11 protein-coding genes are annotated in these 18,649 nt (G+C 60.3%); 5 read left to right on the forward strand and 6 right to left on the reverse strand.

Annotated elements, in window-relative coordinates; all coding sequences use genetic code 11:
• The first annotated feature begins 1 nt into the window (after window position 1).
• The 4 genes from AC3EA7_RS21930 (at window position 2) to AC3EA7_RS21945 (ending at window position 8,206) form a co-directional block, all read left to right on the forward strand.
• A complete protein-coding gene (locus tag AC3EA7_RS21930) occupies window positions 2-1,414 on the forward strand; it encodes a UDP-glucose dehydrogenase family protein (RefSeq protein WP_488616210.1) in 1,413 nt (470 codons plus the stop codon).
• A gap of 354 nt (window positions 1,415-1,768) precedes the next feature.
• On the forward strand, window positions 1,769-3,940 hold the full coding sequence (locus tag AC3EA7_RS21935; protein ID WP_488616211.1) for a sensor histidine kinase: 2,172 nt from the start codon (window positions 1,769-1,771) through the stop codon (window positions 3,938-3,940).
• Window positions 3,941-4,218: 278 nt separating this feature from the next.
• On the forward strand, window positions 4,219-6,921 hold the full coding sequence (locus tag AC3EA7_RS21940; RefSeq protein ID WP_488616212.1) for an ATP-binding protein: 2,703 nt from the start codon (window positions 4,219-4,221) through the stop codon (window positions 6,919-6,921).
• Window positions 6,869-8,206 (forward strand): hypothetical protein, encoded by a 1,338-nt coding sequence (locus AC3EA7_RS21945; RefSeq protein WP_488616213.1) that lies wholly within the window; start codon window positions 6,869-6,871, stop codon window positions 8,204-8,206. Before AC3EA7_RS21940 ends, AC3EA7_RS21945 begins: the two co-directional genes overlap by 53 nt.
• A gap of 361 nt (window positions 8,207-8,567) precedes the next feature.
• On the opposite strand, the gene AC3EA7_RS21950 is transcribed toward AC3EA7_RS21945, so the two are convergent.
• The 6 genes from AC3EA7_RS21950 to coaBC form a co-directional block, all read right to left on the reverse strand.
• The gene (locus AC3EA7_RS21950; RefSeq protein WP_488616214.1) at window positions 8,568-12,146 is read right to left on the reverse strand and encodes a S8 family serine peptidase; all 3,579 of its coding nucleotides are present in this window, start codon (window positions 12,144-12,146) and stop codon (window positions 8,568-8,570) included.
• Between the two features lie 115 nt (window positions 12,147-12,261).
• Window positions 12,262-13,026, reverse strand: a complete 765-nt coding sequence (locus AC3EA7_RS21955) for a prepilin peptidase (protein ID WP_488616215.1) — start codon at window positions 13,024-13,026, stop codon at window positions 12,262-12,264.
• A 9-nt stretch (window positions 13,027-13,035) separates the two neighbouring features.
• Window positions 13,036-13,887: a shikimate dehydrogenase gene (gene aroE / locus AC3EA7_RS21960; RefSeq protein ID WP_488616216.1), complete on the reverse strand. Its 852-nt coding sequence runs from the start codon at window positions 13,885-13,887 to the stop codon at window positions 13,036-13,038.
• The gene (gene mltG / locus AC3EA7_RS21965) at window positions 13,872-14,981 is read right to left on the reverse strand and encodes an endolytic transglycosylase MltG (protein ID WP_488616217.1); all 1,110 of its coding nucleotides are present in this window, start codon (window positions 14,979-14,981) and stop codon (window positions 13,872-13,874) included. Before mltG ends, aroE begins: the two co-directional genes overlap by 16 nt.
• 18 nt (window positions 14,982-14,999) lie before the next feature.
• Window positions 15,000-16,115: a HEAT repeat domain-containing protein gene (locus AC3EA7_RS21970; RefSeq protein WP_488616218.1), complete on the reverse strand. Its 1,116-nt coding sequence runs from the start codon at window positions 16,113-16,115 to the stop codon at window positions 15,000-15,002.
• Between the two features lie 8 nt (window positions 16,116-16,123).
• Window positions 16,124-17,359, reverse strand: a complete 1,236-nt coding sequence (coaBC, locus tag AC3EA7_RS21975; RefSeq protein ID WP_488616219.1) for a bifunctional phosphopantothenoylcysteine decarboxylase/phosphopantothenate--cysteine ligase CoaBC — start codon at window positions 17,357-17,359, stop codon at window positions 16,124-16,126.
• Window positions 17,360-17,457: 98 nt separating this feature from the next.
• On the opposite strand from coaBC, the gene AC3EA7_RS21980 reads away from it, so the two are divergent.
• Window positions 17,458-18,624 (forward strand): pyridoxal phosphate-dependent aminotransferase, encoded by a 1,167-nt coding sequence (locus AC3EA7_RS21980; protein WP_488616220.1) that lies wholly within the window; start codon window positions 17,458-17,460, stop codon window positions 18,622-18,624.
• Window positions 18,625-18,649: the final 25 nt, after the last annotated feature.

Genomic DNA, 18,649 nt, shown 5'->3' on the forward strand with positions numbered 1-18,649 from the left:
TATGAAAATCATCGTTGTTGGCACCGGTTTCGTTGGTCTGACACATGCAGCGGTCTGCTCAGAGTATGGCCACGAAGTCTACGCATACGATATTGATCGCCAGCGTATCGAGGCGTATCGGTCGTGCCGCCCTGAAGCAATCGAGCACTATGTGCATGAACCAGGACTGACCAGCATCATCCTTGAGAACCACGGGCGGTACCTGTTCTTCGTTGACGATATCGAACCGGTGATCGAGGGCGCTGATGCGCTCTTCCTGTGCCTGCCGACGCCCCCCAAGCCGGACGGCTCATCGGATCTGAGTTATTATTTCGCGGCAGTGCGCCATCTGGCGGAACTGATGGCGCGACGCCGGGATCAGCGCCGTGTGGTCGTCATCAACAAGAGCACCGTGCCAATTGGAACGGCGAGACAACTTGAGCATGTGCTGTGTGACTCCCACGTGCCCAACGTGGGAGTTGCGTCAAACCCTGAATTCCTCCCGGAAGGCGACGCGGTCGAAAAGTCACGTCGGCCGGATCGGGTGGTGGTCGGCGCAGACTATGAGGAAGATTTTCGTATCATCCGCCGGATTTACTCGCAGTTCGTCAACCACGTGCGCATTCGCTACATCGAAACCACGCCGGAGACGGCGGAGGCGATCAAGTATGTAGCCAACACCCTGTTGTTGACCTATATCTCGTTCTGGAATGGAGTCGGGGCGCGTCTTGCCGAGACCTTCCCGAACATCAGCATGGAGGATCTGAAACGCGGCGTTACGGCGGATGTGCGCATCAGCACCTGGGGATCGTATGTCTCGAATGGCGCCGGCGGATCATGCTTCGGGAAGGATATTCAGTCGCTCATTTATCAACTGAAGACTGCGGGGCAGTCGGTCGATATGCTGCAATCGGTCTACGGCATCAATGAATATCAGAAGACCTACCTGATCGATCGCGCGATCCGGGAGGCGGGGGTCAGTTTCAACAACAGAACGGTGGCGCTGCTGGGGCTGGCATTCAAACAGCGCACCAATGACATGCGCGACTCATCATCGCTCAAGGTGGTCGAAGCGTTGCTGGGCAGAGGCGTGCGCGCCATTCGCGCCTATGACCCGATGGCGCTGCGGGAGGCGCGCAAGTTCTTCGATCCTGAGAAGAATCACCTGTTTGAACGCATTTCCTACCACACCTCGGTGCGCGAGGCGCTTGCCGGAACCGATATGCTCTTTATCTCCACCGACTGGGAGGAGTTTCGCGGTCTCTCGCGCACGATCGAAGAAACGGTCTCGCCGCCCTACCTGGTGATCGATGGACGACGCATGATTCCCGACTATACAGAACTGGTCGCCGCCGGATACGGGTACCTCGCCGTCGGTTCACCCTACATGCCGCCTGGCGAGGTCCTGCCAGACCGCGTCAGGAGTCGTGTCTGAGAAGTCGCCTGGATGGGCGAAGGCACTGCCTTCGCCCACCCAACTGCACCTCAGTGAGGCGAGATTTTAGACACACGCCGAAGATTGTCATCATTTTGTGGTCATCGCGTATCGTTCTGCCTACCTGGATACGATATAATAAAGCGGGGATGTTTTTAAGAAAATATTGATCCATCCTGTTACGACAACGAGACGTCACCGTGAATGCGCATCCTGATGCCGACCACTGCCTGTCACCCCGAGCGTAGCGAGGAATCTTCCCCCGCACACGCTTCAGGCTCCTCGTTGCGTCTGGAATGACACGTCTCGTTGTCGTGCTATCATCTGATCGCAATAACCAGAGGCGGCCTGCGCATGAATCGGCAGACTCCAACCGATCAACCCTCCGAAGTTATCGAGCAGCCAGCCGGCTTTGATCCGCGGCTGGAGGGCTTAATGCGCATTGCGCAGACGGTAGAGGCGGCGACAACCCTGGAACAGTTGCTGCAGCTGTCGCTGATCGAATTGAGTCATGTCTTTCAGTCAGAACGCGCCATCGCCCTCCTGGTCGATGCCCAGGGGCGAGAGATGTTGGTCTGTGAACATCCATCACCTGGTGACGCATCCCCTCTGACGCTCAAGAGTCTGACCGGCGCTCTGGATGTGATGCAGCTGCGGCATCCGGTGGTTATTCACGTTCACAATGCATACGATGGTCAGATTGAGCCTGCGCTTCGGGAGCGCGGCATTCAGGCGATGGTCATTGCACCGCTGATCTCTCGTGCTAAAGCGCTTGGCATTCTGGCAGTCTGCAGCACGCAAACCGCGCGCGTGTTTGGCGAGGACGATGTTGCCTCGATCAGAGCGTTGAGCAGTCAGATGGCGCTGGCGATCGCTTCGTTTCGCAGCCGTGAGGCTGCCGAACGACGCACGCAGGAACTCAAAACGCTCAACGACATTGCCGCTGCAGTCACATCGACGCTGGATACGCGTGAGGTGTATCGGCTGGTCGTCCAGCAACTCAGTGATTACTTCCATGTCGAAGCCGGCTCGTTGCTGCTCCTCGATGAATCGACCGGCGATCTTGAGTTTGTCATGACTATCGAAGGGGGCGAAGAAAAACTGGCGGGCATTCGCGTACCAGCCGGTCAGGGCGTTGTCGGGCACGTCGTGCGCACCGGTCATTGGGAAATTGTGCATGATGTCGCGCATGATCCGCGCTTTTATCGCAAAATCAGTGAGGCGACCGGTTTTCAGACTCGCTCAATTCTCTGTGTGCCGATGATTGCCAAGGGGCGCGTTATCGGCGCAATCGAGCTGCTCAACAAAATCGGCGGCGATTTCAATGAGGAAGAGGCGCTTCGATTGATGCGTATGGCAACATTCATTGCTGTTGCCATTGAAAATGCACGCCTCTTCCAGCAAGTCACAGCCGGACGCGATCGCATGGCGTCCATTTTGCGCTCTACCGCCGATGGCATCCTGATGGCGGATATGCGCGGCGAAATCCAGCTTGTCAACCCTCTGGCAGCGCGGATATGCGAGTGTGCGGAAGAGACGTTGATTGGACGACGGATCGATGATGTGGTAGCGGAGTTGCATACGCGCGCGCACGAACTCTCGGCGCCTGCCTGGGGGCAGGATGCCGTCGCACCGGCTCAGATCAGCGATCTGGCGCTAACCGACGGGACGCATCGCTATGTGCGGTTGCTGCGGCTCCCTGTCTATGACGCACACAATGAACCGCGCGGCGAATTGCTCATTCTGCGTGATATTACCCAGGAACGCGAATTGGAGCAGTTGCGCGAAGATTATACCAGCATGCTGGTGCACGACCTGCGCGCACCGCTGACGTCGATTATGAATGGCGTCATGATGCTCCAGCGCGGCATTGTCGGTCCGGTCAATGAACAACAGCAGGAATTGCTGAAGATCGCCTATCAGGGCAGTCAGACTATGCTCCAGTTGATCAACACCCTGCTCGACATCTCAAAACTGGAACAGGGTCAGATGGCGCTGGACCTCAAGCCGCTGCCCGTTTTCAGCGTGATCGATCAGGCGATTGAGCGCCTGCAGAGCCTTGCGGACAGTCGTCACATCATTATCGAGCAGCGGCTGGCGCCCTACCTTCCGCCGGTTGAGATCGATGGCGAGAAGATTGTGCGTGTACTCCAGAATCTGCTCGACAACGCGATCAAGTTTTCTCCATCACCCGGTGTGGTGACCATTGGGGCGTTTCTGGCTGGCGATGCATCCACGTCGCCGGAGAACGTCCCGGTGCACATTCCGTTCAAGGAAGGGGAGTGCCTGGTTGTGTGGGTGCAGGACCGCGGTCCGGGAATACCTCCTGCCTATTTTCAGCGCATCTTCGAAAAGTTCGGTCAGGTGCGCGGTCGGAAGGTGCGAGGAACCGGCCTGGGGTTGACCTTCTGCCGCCTGGCAGTCGAAGCGCATGGCGGGCGGATCTGGGTGGAGAGCGCCGAGGGCGCCGGCAGCGTCTTCGCCTTTACGTTGCCGGTGCGTCGCAATGGCGATCCTCGCGTGTGACTGTTTCTCAAATGACAATGTATTCACTGAATACTTGACGGTCTTTTTAGCCTGATTGCTCTTTTTATGCTTGAGTCCACTACACAAAGGCTTAACTACAAAAGACACGAAGCGCACGAAGGTGAATAAAAATGAAGAGCATTTCCTTTGTGTCCCTTTGTGACCTTCGTGGTTAGCTTTTTGCAGTGAAGTCATGCTTGATACACGGTTGCGAGACGGCTATAATAAACCTGTCAAGTTGGATGTTGTGTAAGTTGATTTTAGAAGGCAAATCGGGTATGCGCGGACTTGTATCGGCTTTCCGCTCACAGATCCGATACAAAATCATCTTTCCCTACCTGGCGCTGACCCTGGTCGTAATGATGGCAGGCGCAGCGATTGCGGTTGGGCTGGTGGCGGCATCGTGGGAAGAACGACTCCAGAACCAGCTCGCGCAGGTGGCGCGCAACTCGACGGATGCGCTCGTGCGGCGTGAACGCAACCATCTGGAGTTTCTGCGCCAAATAGTGTTTGCGCCCGCGAACAACGATATTCCCGCAGTGGCGGATGCGTTCGCCGGCGGCGACGACACACAGGTGATGCGTGCGCTCGATCCGTACTATCGGTTTGGCGTTGGCAGCGTCAATCTGGATTTTGATCGAATGGTCGCGTTTGACCGCGACGGCAAAACGCTGGTTGACTGGCTGCGGGTCTCTGAGAATCCAGCCGATCCTCCGCAGCGCATTATGACGACCGACCTTTCCCGACTGGATTTTGTCCAGCTCATTCTTTCGGGCCAAACCATCGACGGCAACGATAAGTTCTCTAACCTGATCTATTTTGCACCCGACGTGCAACCCTATTTTTATACCGTGGCGCCGGTGCGCAAAGGCGATCAGGTGGTCGGCGGCATCTTAATTGCAGTCAAGTGTGATCGGCTGCTCCAGTCGCTCGAACGCAGCAGTCAGGCGGCGGTGACGACATTCTATGATCTGTCTGGTCGAGCCATCAGCACAACCCTGTTGCCGCGCGCTGAGTTGAGCGCGCTCGATATGCCGCCGCAGGTGGTGGAATCGCTGCTCAGCGGCAAGGCACAGTCGATTTTCACGGTTGAGTTGCGCCAGCGTGGGTATCAGCTGGCATACAGCCCGCTGGTCATTGCTGGCGCCCAGGTGGGGTACTTCTCGGTTGGTCTGTCCCGCGATTTCCAGGTGCAGCAGCTATCCCTCAGCCGGAATGCGGTCATTGCCATTGCCATGGTGCTGGCAGCCGGATCGGTGATTCTGGGGTACCAGATTGCCCGACGCATCACACGTCCGTTGTCGGATCTGGTGGCGACGGCTGAGGCAGTGATCGGCGGCGACCTCGAAGCGCGCTCGACGGTGATGTCGCCCGATGAGTTCGGTCGTCTGGCGCTGGCGTTTAACCAGATGACCGAGCACCTGGCGCGGTTGTACCGCACAAGTCGCGATCTCAATCAGGCGATTGAGGTGACGCCGGTGCTGAAAGTGGCGGAACGCGCGGTGCGTTCGTTGCTTCCTGCCGCCGACGTGCTGGCATTGATCGCTGAGGACGATGCGCTGAGATATCATATCGATGAAGACCTGCCGAACATCGTTCGCAGCCTGCGACACGTGCGAGTGCCGCTGAGCGACCCGCTGGTGCGCGAGATCGCCGAAGCACAGCGCGTCATGCTGTTCTCTCCTGCTGAAGAGCTGCGTCTGATATCGTTCGGTCTTGAACAGGTCGCCGGGTATCAGAGCCTGCTGGTATCGCCGCTGGTGGTGCAGGGGGAACCGGCAGGCCTGTTGATTCTGGCGCATCGCGAACCCGACGCATTCGAGGGTAGCATTTTGCCTTCGCTGATCGCAATTGCGAATATGACGACCAGCGTGCTCTATAATGCCGTGCTCTTTGATCGGGTTCAGAGCGAGGCGTTGCGACGACGCGCGATCCTTGAGTCGATTGCTGATGGGGTCGTTGTTCTCGATCGTCAACGGTATATTGTGATCGCCAATCGTGCAGCGGAGCAGATGCTGGGTCTGCACGACTGGCAACTTGTGCGGCATTCGTTCGGTGAAATCCCGCTGAAGCAGGTTGATGTGCGCCACGAGGTGTTCAGCGACAATGGCGTGGGGCATTATCGTGAGCATTTCCGTCTCGGTGATCGCGTGTTGCGCCTGAGCAGCGCTCCGGTTGTCACCGGCGAAGGTGCGCAAATTGGTGAAGTGGTAGTGTTGCACGATATTTCGGCTGAAGCGGCTGTAGACCAGGCGAAAACCGACTTTATCGCTACTATTTCGCATGAACTGCGTTCGCCGCTGACGGTGATCTATGGCTATATCGATCTGTTGCTGCGCGGCCTGGTCGGTGAATTGAGCAGCGATCAGCGTGATCTGCTCGAAGCGGTTCGTAGTCGTGTTGAGTTGATGAATAATATTGTCAAGAATGTCATCCTGGTTGCCAGTATTGAAGCTGATACGCTTCAGACCGATCTCGCCGCTCAGGATGTGCGACGCATCATTGATGAAGTGGTCGCGCCGATGCGCAAAGCATTCGAACGCAAAGGGTTGACATTGACGGTGAATACGCCCGAGGATCTGCCGTTGGTGCGCGCAGACCGTGAACAGCTGTTGATTATGCTTGGGCAGGTGATCGATAATGCGCGCCGGTATACTCAGCAGGGCGAAGTGGTGATTACAGCGCATCGGTGCGATGATGATATGGTGCAGATTGATGTGACAGACACCGGTCCCGGTATTCCCGCCGATCATATGCAACGCCTATTTACGCGTTTCTTCCGGGTCGAAGGCAATAATTCACCCGAGCGCGGCAGCGGTCTTGGTCTGGTGATCACGCGACAGCTGGTTGAGCGCCACGGCGGAAGAGTCTGGGCGCACAGCGACGTTGGGCGTGGCAGTACATTCAGCATCGCACTCCCTATCGCCCATGAGTACACAGACTCCATCTCCAACCCCCGCGCGACGCAGGCGACAGCCTGAACCACTGCGCTGGATTGTCGCTTCGGCTTTGCTGCTGGCGCTGCTTTCGATTTGTTGCGTCGCCGAAGTTGTCGTGCGCGTCCTCGTCCCCCGCAACCTGGCAACGGCATTGAACCTGCTCTCGAAAGATCGCGCCGACTATAGCCCCTGGTTGACGCCGCTCGACATTCCTGCCATTCCGCCCGAAGCCGCTGCTGCAGAGGCCGCCGAGCGCGCCACTGCAACCAGCATCGCAGCACGGGGGACGCCAACACCGATCATTGTCGGAAGCGTTCCAACTGCTCTGGTGCCGGTGGTGCCGCCAGCACTCGATGCGCCCACTCCAACCCCCGGCGATGTGCTCATCGGTGAGCCGCCAACCGTCACGCCACGGCCGGTTGGCATTATTCCCACCAGTACGCCGGTCGTTGCGACCTTCGAGCCGGTCACGAATACGCCGACCGCACCGCCGCTGAACCAACCGACGGCAACCAATACTCAGGTCGTCCAACCAACCGATACGCCGCGCGCCGAGCAGCAACCGACGGCAACATCGATTCCACAGCCAACCAGTACGCCGCGTCCGCCGACGTTGCCGCCAACTGCGACGTTCTCGCCGGTCGTTCCTACTGAGACGCCAACGCCGGTTCCGACGGATACGCCAACGCCACAACCGACCAATACGCCAGCGCCACCGACGCCGGTTCCACCGACGCCGGTTCCACCGACGCCGGTTCCACCGACGCCGGTTCCACCGACGCTGCCGCCGACGCCGACGTTCACGCCGACGCCGACGCCGACGCCGACGCCGACGCCGACTGAGACGCCGACGCCGACGCCGACGCCGACGCCGACGCCGACGCCGCCGACGCCGACGCCGACGCCAATTCCTGGCGTTCAGGTGACGAAGAGCGCATCCAGCACCTCGGTTCAGGTTGGTCAGGCGGTTACCTGGACGATCGAGGTGCTCAATATCGGCGCGACGAATGTGACGGTCACCCAGATAGAAGATACATTCGAGACAGGTAATGCGCTCGACCCGCCCCAATTTAGTATTGGCTCGTGCAGCAGTCCGCAGGGAGGTTCCTGCACCATCGGGCCATTTTCGACCGCAGCCACGTGGACAGGGAGCGTTGTTCTGACGCCAAGGCAAAGTATGCAACTTCAGATAGGCGGCACGTTTGTAAGTCAGCCTCCGCCCGGCAGCGATGCGCGGTGCAACATTCGTTGGGATGTGACTGTCTCGGAGATCGGTACGATTACTTCAAGCACGCCTGCGCTATGTGTGACGGTTTTACCGCCGTAGGCACAGATGATCGTCATCTGAAGGGATGCTGGCGCTGCGATGTTGCCCGCAGTCCCTCTTCTGCCCGCCGCCCCCTTGTCCCCGTATGGGAGAAGGGGGCGGTTGGGTGTCCTCATATGCCTGAGCGAGTGATGTCGAACCCGGACGCGGGCGGGACGCCCGCGCTCCCAGGGGTGATCGATGGATGCGGGCGGGGATGCCCGCGCTCCTGGATGGAGCGCCCACAAACTGTAATGCGGTAAGCGCCCCCTTCTCCCCTTGTAGGAGAAGGGGGGTGGGGGGATGAGGGGAAAACGGAACACGCACCAGAAACCTGCCCGGCGACAGCGATTGCTGCTTGCCGATGTCATCACCCGGAAGATCAGGGTATCACGACGATTGGCAGGTAGCCCCAGTACGCTTCAGGCGGCACGGTCCCGACCAGACGGTTGCTGTGCAACGTCACGACCTCGGTCTGCGCGTTGGCAGCGTTGTGATGATAGAGCAAGAGCACGTCCTGCGTGCGGTGCAACGTCAGCGCGTCCTGATTGACGCTGCCGGTGATCTGCGCGCCATCAACCCCGAAGAAAAAGGGTGTTGGCAGTCCAGCCCGGACTACGCCAGTGTCGGGCAGGGTGTTGAGCGGCGCGACTGCCGGTGAGCGGAGATCGTAGGCAATCACGCCGCTGGCGGGTGCACGGTCGATCCGCTCGGTGAATCCGCCCGCGTCGCGCGCATATGTTTCGACATAATAATTGAACACCGGCGCGTCTGGCATGAGACCAAGGAACCCTGCCGTGGTCGCTAATGCCATCACCGACGTATCGAACGGCGCGCTGTCGAGAAACGGCGCCAGCGATGGCGGCGGAATAAAGTTCCAGTCGGTCAGGCGCAGCACGGTCAATGAGCCGTCCGGCTGAATTCGATACAGAATAGCGCGGAACACATCGTTGGGGCGGGTGAACCCCTCTGCGCCGCTCACGGGAAGCACAGCGCCAAGACTCGTATTGACCAGCACGAACTCGGGGATGTCGTCCGGCGGTCCTGATCCGCCAGGACCGGTCGTGCTGATGTAGACGCGATACTGCGCCTCATTCGGCGTTGCCCAGGCGGCATACCCTGCCAGACCGAAGAAGATGACGGTGTTGCTGCCCTCCCAACCACGCGCCGGGTAGCTGCTGGTCACACCGACATAGCGAATATCGGCGGGACGCAGGTTGGGCGCCAATCCCGCGATTTCCGGGCTACGCCCTTGAGGATCGAGTTCGTAGGCGCTCACCAGCGGCGTTTGCGAGCCACGCGGCGACGAGAGTTGATTGCGTGCGCCACTGTTGCGCAGCGCGATGCTAAACGTGGTTGCACCAGGTGGAATTGCCGCCTCCAGTTGTATCGCTGAGATCTCTGAAGCGGATTTTGGAATGATCTGGAACGGAACGCGGGTGGTCTGTTCATTGATCAACCGTCCGCGACCGGTAAAGCCACGCAGCGACCACGACGCATTGCTGCCGCCGATCACCAGGATCACTTCGCCGGAACCGGCAAGAAACTCTCTGCTGGCAGCTGACGACGACGTGGATGGCGAACTGCCGGCGCGGAGGAAGCGCACTTTGTGGTTGCCGGGGTTCGTCACGCTGAATGCGCTGACCGAGCCAACCGGAAGGTTGGCGACTAGCAACGCGCCGTCGAGATAGACATCAACCGCTGAACCGTCGCGGAGCGGATCGCCGTTGAACACGTGCAGCATGACCCTGTCACGCGGTACGGATGGATCAGGGATGTTATCGATCAGCGCCAGCTGCGGATTGCGCCACGAACCATAGACCACAACCGTATAGTCGCGCCCGTCGGTCACATCAAACTCGGCAGCGCCCAGCGGCGGAGACGTCAGCGGCGCTCCGGGCTGAAATATGCGCACCAGCCGACGCCCCGGACTGAATGCGCGATATCTGCCGGTTCGTCCAGGGCTGATCGATGGTTCGAGCACCTGGTCATCAATGACGACCGTAACCCGATCAAAGTCGCCGGCGTGCGCTGCGCGCAGCCGCGCGCCGAGCGTGCTGCGAATTTCGATGACGCCGCTCTGTTCTGCCATGTAGTATCGTTCAAAGACAGGCGGATCGCCCGTTTGACGCGGCGGCGTCGTTGCATCGCGCGTGAAATCGAGCGCTGCTGGATCGATGGATATGTTGACCGGCACATCCACGGTTTGACCCGGCAACAACTCATATGGACCGGGCGACGCTTCGATTTGAACTCCTGGTTCATCGGCGGCGACGACCGGAGCAATGCGCAGGGTGCGCGTGTGACTGCCGGTGTTGAGAATACGCAACGTCCGCTGGACCTGCTGCGGCTGGCTGATCCACGGTGCGCCCAACGATAGAGCGACGGCCGAAGGATTGTTGGCATCAAACGCCAGCACGTCATAGGCAAACAACGTCGATACATCGAGCCTGCCGGCGCCCGCGAGCGATGGCGGATACAGGTTGCCGGACGCATCACGGGTTGGGCGAGCCGCATTCATCAGCGCCGCCTTGATCCGATCAGGCGTCCAGGAAGGATGGATCTGGCGCAGCAGCGCCGCTGCGCCTGCCACCTGCGGCGCAGCGATTGATGTGCCGCTGAGGGACTGGGCGCCGTTACCGGCGCCGGCAGCCGCCGAGCGCAGCGCCAACCCGGGCGCGACCAGATCGGGCTTGAGGATGCGCGCGCGCTGCGGACCGCGCGAAGTCAGCAGATCGAGGCTGTCGGGCGGCAGTGACGGATCGCGTCCGACATCGACTGACGCGCCGACTGTGATGGCTCGACCGGCGGATGCAGGCGAGTTGACACTGTAAAACGTGTTGCCGGTATCGCCGGCTGCTGCCACAACCACAACGCCGGCTTCCACAGCCCGGTTGACTGCAACAACGTCGGGGTCGGTTTCGCCGCCGAATGGCGATCCCAGTGAAATGTTCAACACATCGACCAGGCGATCATCAGTGTTGCCGTCGCCGTTCGGATCGATGGCGTAGTCAATAGCGCGGGTGAGGAAGGTCGTCGTGCCACGACAGCCGAAGATTTTCAGGGCGACAAGCGATGCGCCTGGGGCTGCGCCGGGCGCGACGATGAACTCCTCGAACGAGACGCTCCCGGAATAGAGTCCCCGGTACGTCTTGCCTTCTGGATCGACGCCATAACCGGCAGCGATGCCTGCCACGTGGGTGCCATGCCCGCCGCTGATGCGTCGTGCGGCATCGGCGCAATCTCCGGCGCAATCGAGCGGGTCGGGATCGGGAGCAGGAAGCGGCGATCCAAACCGACCTGATGCATCATATGAATCGCCGACAAAATCGTAGCCTGCAATGACCTTTTCGGTTGGAAATGTGCCAGGTTCGACAATCATCGGATCATTGGTGCGAAACGCCTCGGGCGTGCCTGGACCTCCAAATGTGGCATGGGTATAATCAATGCCGCTGTCGATAATGCCAATGCGCACGCCGCTGCCGGTCATCTGACCTGTTGCGCTCCAGAACTGCGGTGCGCCGACGAATGAAATGGCGCGCGCAGTCGAGCGTTCTTTCGGGGTCATAATATGAATGCCGGCAACACCCGGCAGGTTGCGTAAGAGCGCCAGCCAGTCCGGCGTCGCCGCTACGGCGATGCCGCTGTAGGCAGTGTGCGTCTGAAAGAGCACGGGAATGTTCGCCGCTTCCAGCAACCGTCGAATCTCTCCGGGATCGACTGTGGCGCTTTGAGGTGCGGCGACGCCTTCTGGCGGTCGTTCCGCCGTGCCCGCTAATTCGAGCATAATCGTCAGCGGTTGGCGAGGATCGACGTATCCGGGAGGGGCGATGATGCGTCCTGATGTGTCAGTTGTAAACGGAAAAGGCTCTGCTTCATCAGCCCGAGAAGCGCTTGTGAAGAACACCGAAGACAGGACGATGCTCCATATGGCAAGCAGCAGCGTCAATCGTTGTCGCATATTCTATCAGGGTCTCACTTCGGGATAACGCTGAGTTTATCTTATCATACGATGCAACTTCGTAGAATGACGATTTATTCACAGAGAATCGTCCCGAATCTTAGTAACTATTTCTTTACAGTAGCGGGCGCGCTCCGGCAAGTCCCCAGATAAGAAGGTACATAAGCGCGCCAATGCTCAGGAATGTGCCATAGGAAATGTACTGTGGCGCATCGCGTTTGCCGATGCGTCGCACTGCCACCAGTATCGCCGAAAATGCGCCGGCCAGAAGCATGCCGTACAGGAGGGCGCCGGGCAGGTTCGTCAATCCAAGTGCAGCGCCAATGAACATGCCCAGATAGACGTCTCCCAATCCGAACGGTGCGCGGTGTGCGGGAAACAGAACGCGCGCCAGCAGGTAGAAAATGACAAATAAGACACCGGCGACGACCATGCCTGCCAGTGCGTTCAGCAGACTGTGGTGTGGAATGGCAAAAGCGACGAGAACTGCCGCGAATGTGGCGCCAAGAGTCGGGAGGGTGTAGATCAGACGATGCTGCCAGTCGATAGCGCCGGTCACAATCAGTACCGCAGCCACGGTCGCGCCATAGACCATACTGATGCTCAGGCGATGCTGGAAGTAGAGTAGCGCGAGGGTTCCGGCGGTGATCAGATCAACGAGGGGATGGAGCATATCAAGGCGTTGACCGCAACAGCGGGCGCGCCCGCCCTGCACCAGCCATCCCAAGACCGGCAGGACCTGCCACCACGCCAGACGTCGACCGCAGCGCGTACAACGGGGCCAACCGCCAAATCCCTGCTCGCGCGGCAGACGAATGATGACCAGATTCAGCAGAGCGCCGAGCAGAAGCCCGGCCAGCGCAACCAGAACGACATCCACGCGATAACCCTATGCAGCCAGCGCACGAGCCTGGTCGAATGCAGCGAACATCACCTCAAGCGGCGCCGGCGCGCCGGTCCAGCGCTCGAATGACAACGCCGCCTGCCGCACCAGCATGCCGCGTCCATCGAGCGTTGCGGCGCCTGCCTGCGCCGCCTCACGCAGCAGGCGCGTCGGCCGGTAGACCATGTCGAACACCAGCGCTGTCGCCGGGATGAGATGCCCCGGCAGCGGCGTTTCATCGGCGCGCCAGCCGACCGATGTGGCGTTGATGATGACATCTGTGGCACGGATCGCTTCGGGAACGTCCGGGTCGTCGGGCGCCAGTGCGCGCAGATACGGATCATCATCGCTGCTGGCGAGGACATCCGCCAGCAATTCCTCGGCGCGCTCCAGGGTTCGATTGATGATCGTCAGCGCAGCAACCTGCGCGGCAATCAGCGCGAATGCCGCAGCGCGAGCAGCGCCGCTCGCTCCCAGAATCACCACCCGTTTTCCTGCCGGATCGAAACCGGCATCTTCCCGTAGTGTCGCAATTGTGGCAGGCGCATCGGTGTTGGTTCCTTCGAGGCGCCCATCGGGAAGACGCACAATGGTATTGACTGCGCCAATCTGCGCTGCCTGGGGATCGAGCCGATCAAGGAGCGACACGACGGTGATCTTGTGCGGTAATGTCACGTTTGCGCCCAGTATGTGCGGTGCGCGCAACGAGTCAATCCGCGCCGGCAATTCCGCACTGCGCGTTTGCCAGCGCTCATAGCGCGCTGCAATGCCAAGATGCTCAAACGCCGCGTTGTGAAGAAAGGGCGACAGGCTGTGACTCACCGGATCGCCAATGACGCCGGCTAACGCGATGGACATGTCAGATACTCCCGCTCGAAACGCTGAAATTCCTCGAAGGTGACAGCAAAATTGTGCGCACCGGGGTTCGTGCACGACGCGACGAAGTACAGGTAGGGCGCCGACTCATCGGGACGCGCAGCGGCACGCAGCGCCGCCAGTCCCGGACTGGCGATCGGACCGGGGGGCAGACCCGGATTGACGCGCGTGTTGTACGGGCTGGCAATGCCATTGATCTCATCGATGCTCAACGAATCGAGGCGGGGCCACCAGTTGCCGCGTTGCCCCAGAATATACTGCACCGTCGGATCGGCGCCTAATTTGCCGCCGCCGGTCTCAGCGAGGTGTTCCGGTTTGAGGCGGTTCCAGAAGACGGCGGCGATCTTGGGCATTTCGTCTTCACGGGCTGCCTCGCGTTGCACGATCGACGCCATCGTGACGATTTCGTGCACACTCACACGCGGCACAGTGACGTCGCGTTCGAATGTTGCATACTGCTGATCGAAGCGGTCGAGCATAATTTCGACCACCTCGGTAACGGTGGCTGTCACAGCGAAGCGGTAGGTATCGGGGAACAGATATCCTTCCAGACTAGCGCCGGGCGGCAGGCTGTTGAGATAGAAATGCTGCGACTGAAATGCAGCGCCGTTGCGCGTCGCACGCAAAAATGCCTGCTCGGTCACATTGACCAACCCGGCAGCGGCGAGTTGTTCGGCGATTTCTTCGAGCCGCGATCCTTCGATGATTGTCACTTGCACCTCTTCGACCCGGCTGTTCTGCAGGGCTGCAATGATCTCGCTCATGGTCATATTGGCGCGCAACAGGTAGCGCCCTGCCTGCAATTCGCCGTCGAGGCCCTGCAGACGAACCAGGATTGTAAAGAGCAGCGGCTGACGAATAAGATTGGCGGCGCCAAGGCGGGTCGCAATAACGCTGGCGCTATCACCGGGTTCAACGATAAACTCGACGGGCGCGGCATCGGTCCCTGCCGGGCGTCGGATTTCGCTCAGCAGAAGATAACCGGCACACGCCGCGCTCAACGCCAGCAGCGCGACGCCAAGGAAGATTGCGCGCAGGGTTTTGGCAAAAGCGGTTCCACGGACAGTGTCAGACATGGTTCTTGGCGGTCTCCATCACGGTGTTGGCGTCGGCAATGGTGGCGGCGTTTCGACCGGTACACCCTCGGGGGCAGTGACAAGTGATGTGCTGATCCACCCGCTTCCGTCCACGCTGCGGATCTGTGAAGAGGCTGCAGTCGAAGAACCGAGGCGCACGCGGTACCAGGCGCCGTCGGGGGTCATTGCCAGGAAAATCAACGTATCTCCCGCTGTCACGCTGCCGATGACGTTATCGGGCAAGCGTGCCGGTGTGGCGCGCACATTTCCCGATGCGATCACGACACCGATCAATTCCGGCGAAACAGCAGGGGCAGGCGTTGCAGGGGGAGACGTCGGCGGGGCCGTTGGCGGCAGCGCCGGCGTTGGCGGCGTGATGACCGCCTGTGGCGCGGTTGTAGGCATAGGCGGCGCGATGATTACCGGCGCCGGTTCAACCTGCCCCACCTGGTTCAGTTCGTCGCGCAGTTCGGTCAGGACGCTCCACGCGAAGATCAGCGAAACAAGCATCAGCACACAGGCAATGGCGGTTTTGATCAGTTCGGCGACACGCGCCAGCAGGGTGCGGCTCTGCATTTGATCCAGCACCGCGCGCGCCGTATCACCGACCGACTCGCCCCAACTGGTTTTACTGCGATCGGTTCGCGCAACGCGGCGCAGTTCCAGCAGCGCGCGCGCATCACCAACCGTCGCCAGAGCGCGAATTGCTCCCCAGCGCACATTACTGTTCGGATGGCGGAGCGCTTCTATCAGAGAACCGGCAGCGCGACCATCGCCGATCTGACCCAACGCCTCGGTTGCGCGGTACGCAAGCAGCCAGGGTTCATGGGTGCGTAGCGCCTCGATCAACGCCGGAACCGCCGGTTCACCAAGAGCCGCCAGGTCATCGACGGCGCGCGGGTACAGCGGGTGAGCCGGATCGCCAAGCGCGCCGATCAGCACCATAATCCGCTGCCGTAGCGCAGCATCGGCGATATGTGCGCTCATCCGCCGGTCGGATGTGGTGAGCGTGCGGGTCGCCTGCACCAGGCTGCGTGTGGCTGCCGGCGCGCCACCGGTTGGCTCGTCGTCGGTCGCTTCCGCAGGCGAGCCATTGACATCGTCTGGCTTCTGGGGAGCGTCAGGTTGCGTCATAGGCCTCGTCAATCGTGTGCAGCGCCGGATTCCAATCCGGGAGCGCACAGTCGTGCAGCGAACCGCTCAACAATCGCGTCGAGAAGGACCTCCGCCGCTGCGGTTTTGGGCAGCAGCGGCAGTCGTTCGATTCCCTGCGCATCGATCAGCACGAGTTGGATCTCTTCAGCCCCAATGCTGGCGACCGCCTCATTCGCCACGATCATATCCAGCCCTTTGCGCTCGCGTTTATCGCGCGCATACTCCAGCAGATTGTGGGTTTCCGCAGCAAATCCGATCTTGACCAGATTGCGACGATGCGCGATACTGGCAAGAATATCAGGATTGCGCACCAGGCGGATCGTCACCTCTTCATCGTCGCCCTTCTTGATTTTTTGTCCGGCAACGACCGCTGGTCGAAAATCGGCGACAGCAGCGTTCATGATCAATAGATCGGCATCGGCAAGAGCAGATTCGACTTCGCGTTGCATCTCAAGCGCCGTTTCGACGCGCACCAGGGTGACCGCGGCTGGCGGTTGCACTGTCGCCGGGCCGCTGATCAGCGTCACCGCTGCGCCGCGATCGCGGGCGGCGGCGGCGATGGCGTATCCCATTCTGCCTGATGCACGATTGCCAATGAACCGGACCGGGTCGATAGGTTCGTGTGTGCCGCCGGCGGTGACCACCACGCGGCGTCCGCGCAGCGGACCAGACGTTCGCCCAAGGAGGGCGCGGATCTCTGCTTCGATCACCGATGGCTCCGGCAATCGTCCGCGACCGATCACCGGTTCCGCCATGCGCCCATACTCCGGTTCGAGGACGATCGCGCCACGTTGCCGCAGCAGCGCGATGTTCGCCTGTGTCGCCGGATGTTCGTACATACGCGGGTTCATTGCGGGAGCGATCAGGATCGGCGCGGTTGTCGCCAGGGCGGTAGTTGTGAGCAGATCGTCACACAATCCGGCGGCGAGCCGTGCGATGGTATGAGCGGTAGCGGGGGCGATGACCAGCAGATCGGCGTGCTGCCCGAGCGACACATGCCCGACAACGCCATCTTCGGGAAGCGCCCACATATCATCGAGCACGGGGCGCCCGGTCAGCGCCTGAAAGGTCGCTGCGCCAACGAAACGGTGTGCGGCAGCCGTCATGATCACATCGACCACTGCACCGTCGAGTGTCAGATGACGGGCGAGTTCGGCGACTTTGTAGGCGGCGATGCTGCCGGTGACGCCAAGAAGAATGTGTTTACCGGTCAGGATGCTCATTTACCATACTCATCATGCAACGATACGCTGCGTGTTGCGGATGCGGGCGCATTGTAGCACCGGCGACAGGCGACGTCAATGAATGGGAGCACGAAATTATGCCAGGTTTTCTGTACGGCGAGGATCTCTCGATCAATGCCATCGAGCGCGCCCGAAGGGCGACCGGCGGGTACATTGACCTGACGAGCAGCAATCCGACGTATCAGGGGCTTTTGTTTCCCGCAGATGTCCTGTGTGAGGCATCTGCTGCGTACTGGTCGAACCGACGGTACGACCCGGAGCCGCGCGGGCTGCGCTCAGCGCGTATGGCGATTGCACGGTACTACGCCGAACGCACGCCGCCGCTGTCGCTGGATGCCGATCAGATTGTAGTGACAGCAAGTACGAGCGAGGCATACAGCTTGCTGTTTGCATTGCTGACCGATCCGGGCGACAATGTACTGGCGCCGGCGATCACCTACCCGCTCTTCGAGTATCTGGCGATGGCGCACCATGTCGAACTGCGCCCCTATGCGCTGGACGAACGGCGGAGCTGGCGCATCGATCCGGCGAGCCTCCGGTTGCAGGCGGATGAACGCACCCGCGCCGTTCTGGTCGTGTCGCCGCATAACCCGACCGGCGCCGTGCTGGCATCGCGGACGCCGGCGCTGCGCGCCCTCGATGTGCCCATTATCTGTGATGAGGTATTCGCAGCGTTTCCGTATCGTGCAGCGACAGTTCCTCCGGTTGGCGCGCTCTACCCGGAACTGCCGGTCTTCCATCTGAACGGTATCTCGAAGATGTTTGCCCTGCCTGATCTGAAACTTGGCTGGATTGCGCTGAACGATGCGGCACACGACCAGTTTGGCGAACGTCTCGAAGTCTTGAACGATACCTTTCTCAGCGCCAATACCCTGACGCAAACTATGCTGCCGGCTATCTTCGAGCGCGGTCGCGCATTTACTGCTGCCATGCATGATCGCGTTCGCCAATCGCTGGACATGGCGATCACCCTGTTGTCCGCCTGTGATATGGTGCGTGTGCATCCGCCCGATGGCGGGTATTATCTGTTTCCCGAGATTGTCGGATGGAACGACGAAGATGCGTTGACCCTCTATCTGCTCAACCATGGCGTGCTGGTGCATCCGGGCTACTTCTATGGCTATGAGCAGGGAGCGCACATCGTCATCTCGTGCCTGGTCGAGCCGTCGCAGTTGCGTGTGGGGATCGAGCGCCTGCTGGCGGCGCTTTCCGCATGGGTTTCAGCGCGCGACTCCTCATTGTAGCGAACCATGTGGCATAGTAGTCGTA

This window comes from Roseiflexus sp. (assembly GCF_057785375.1).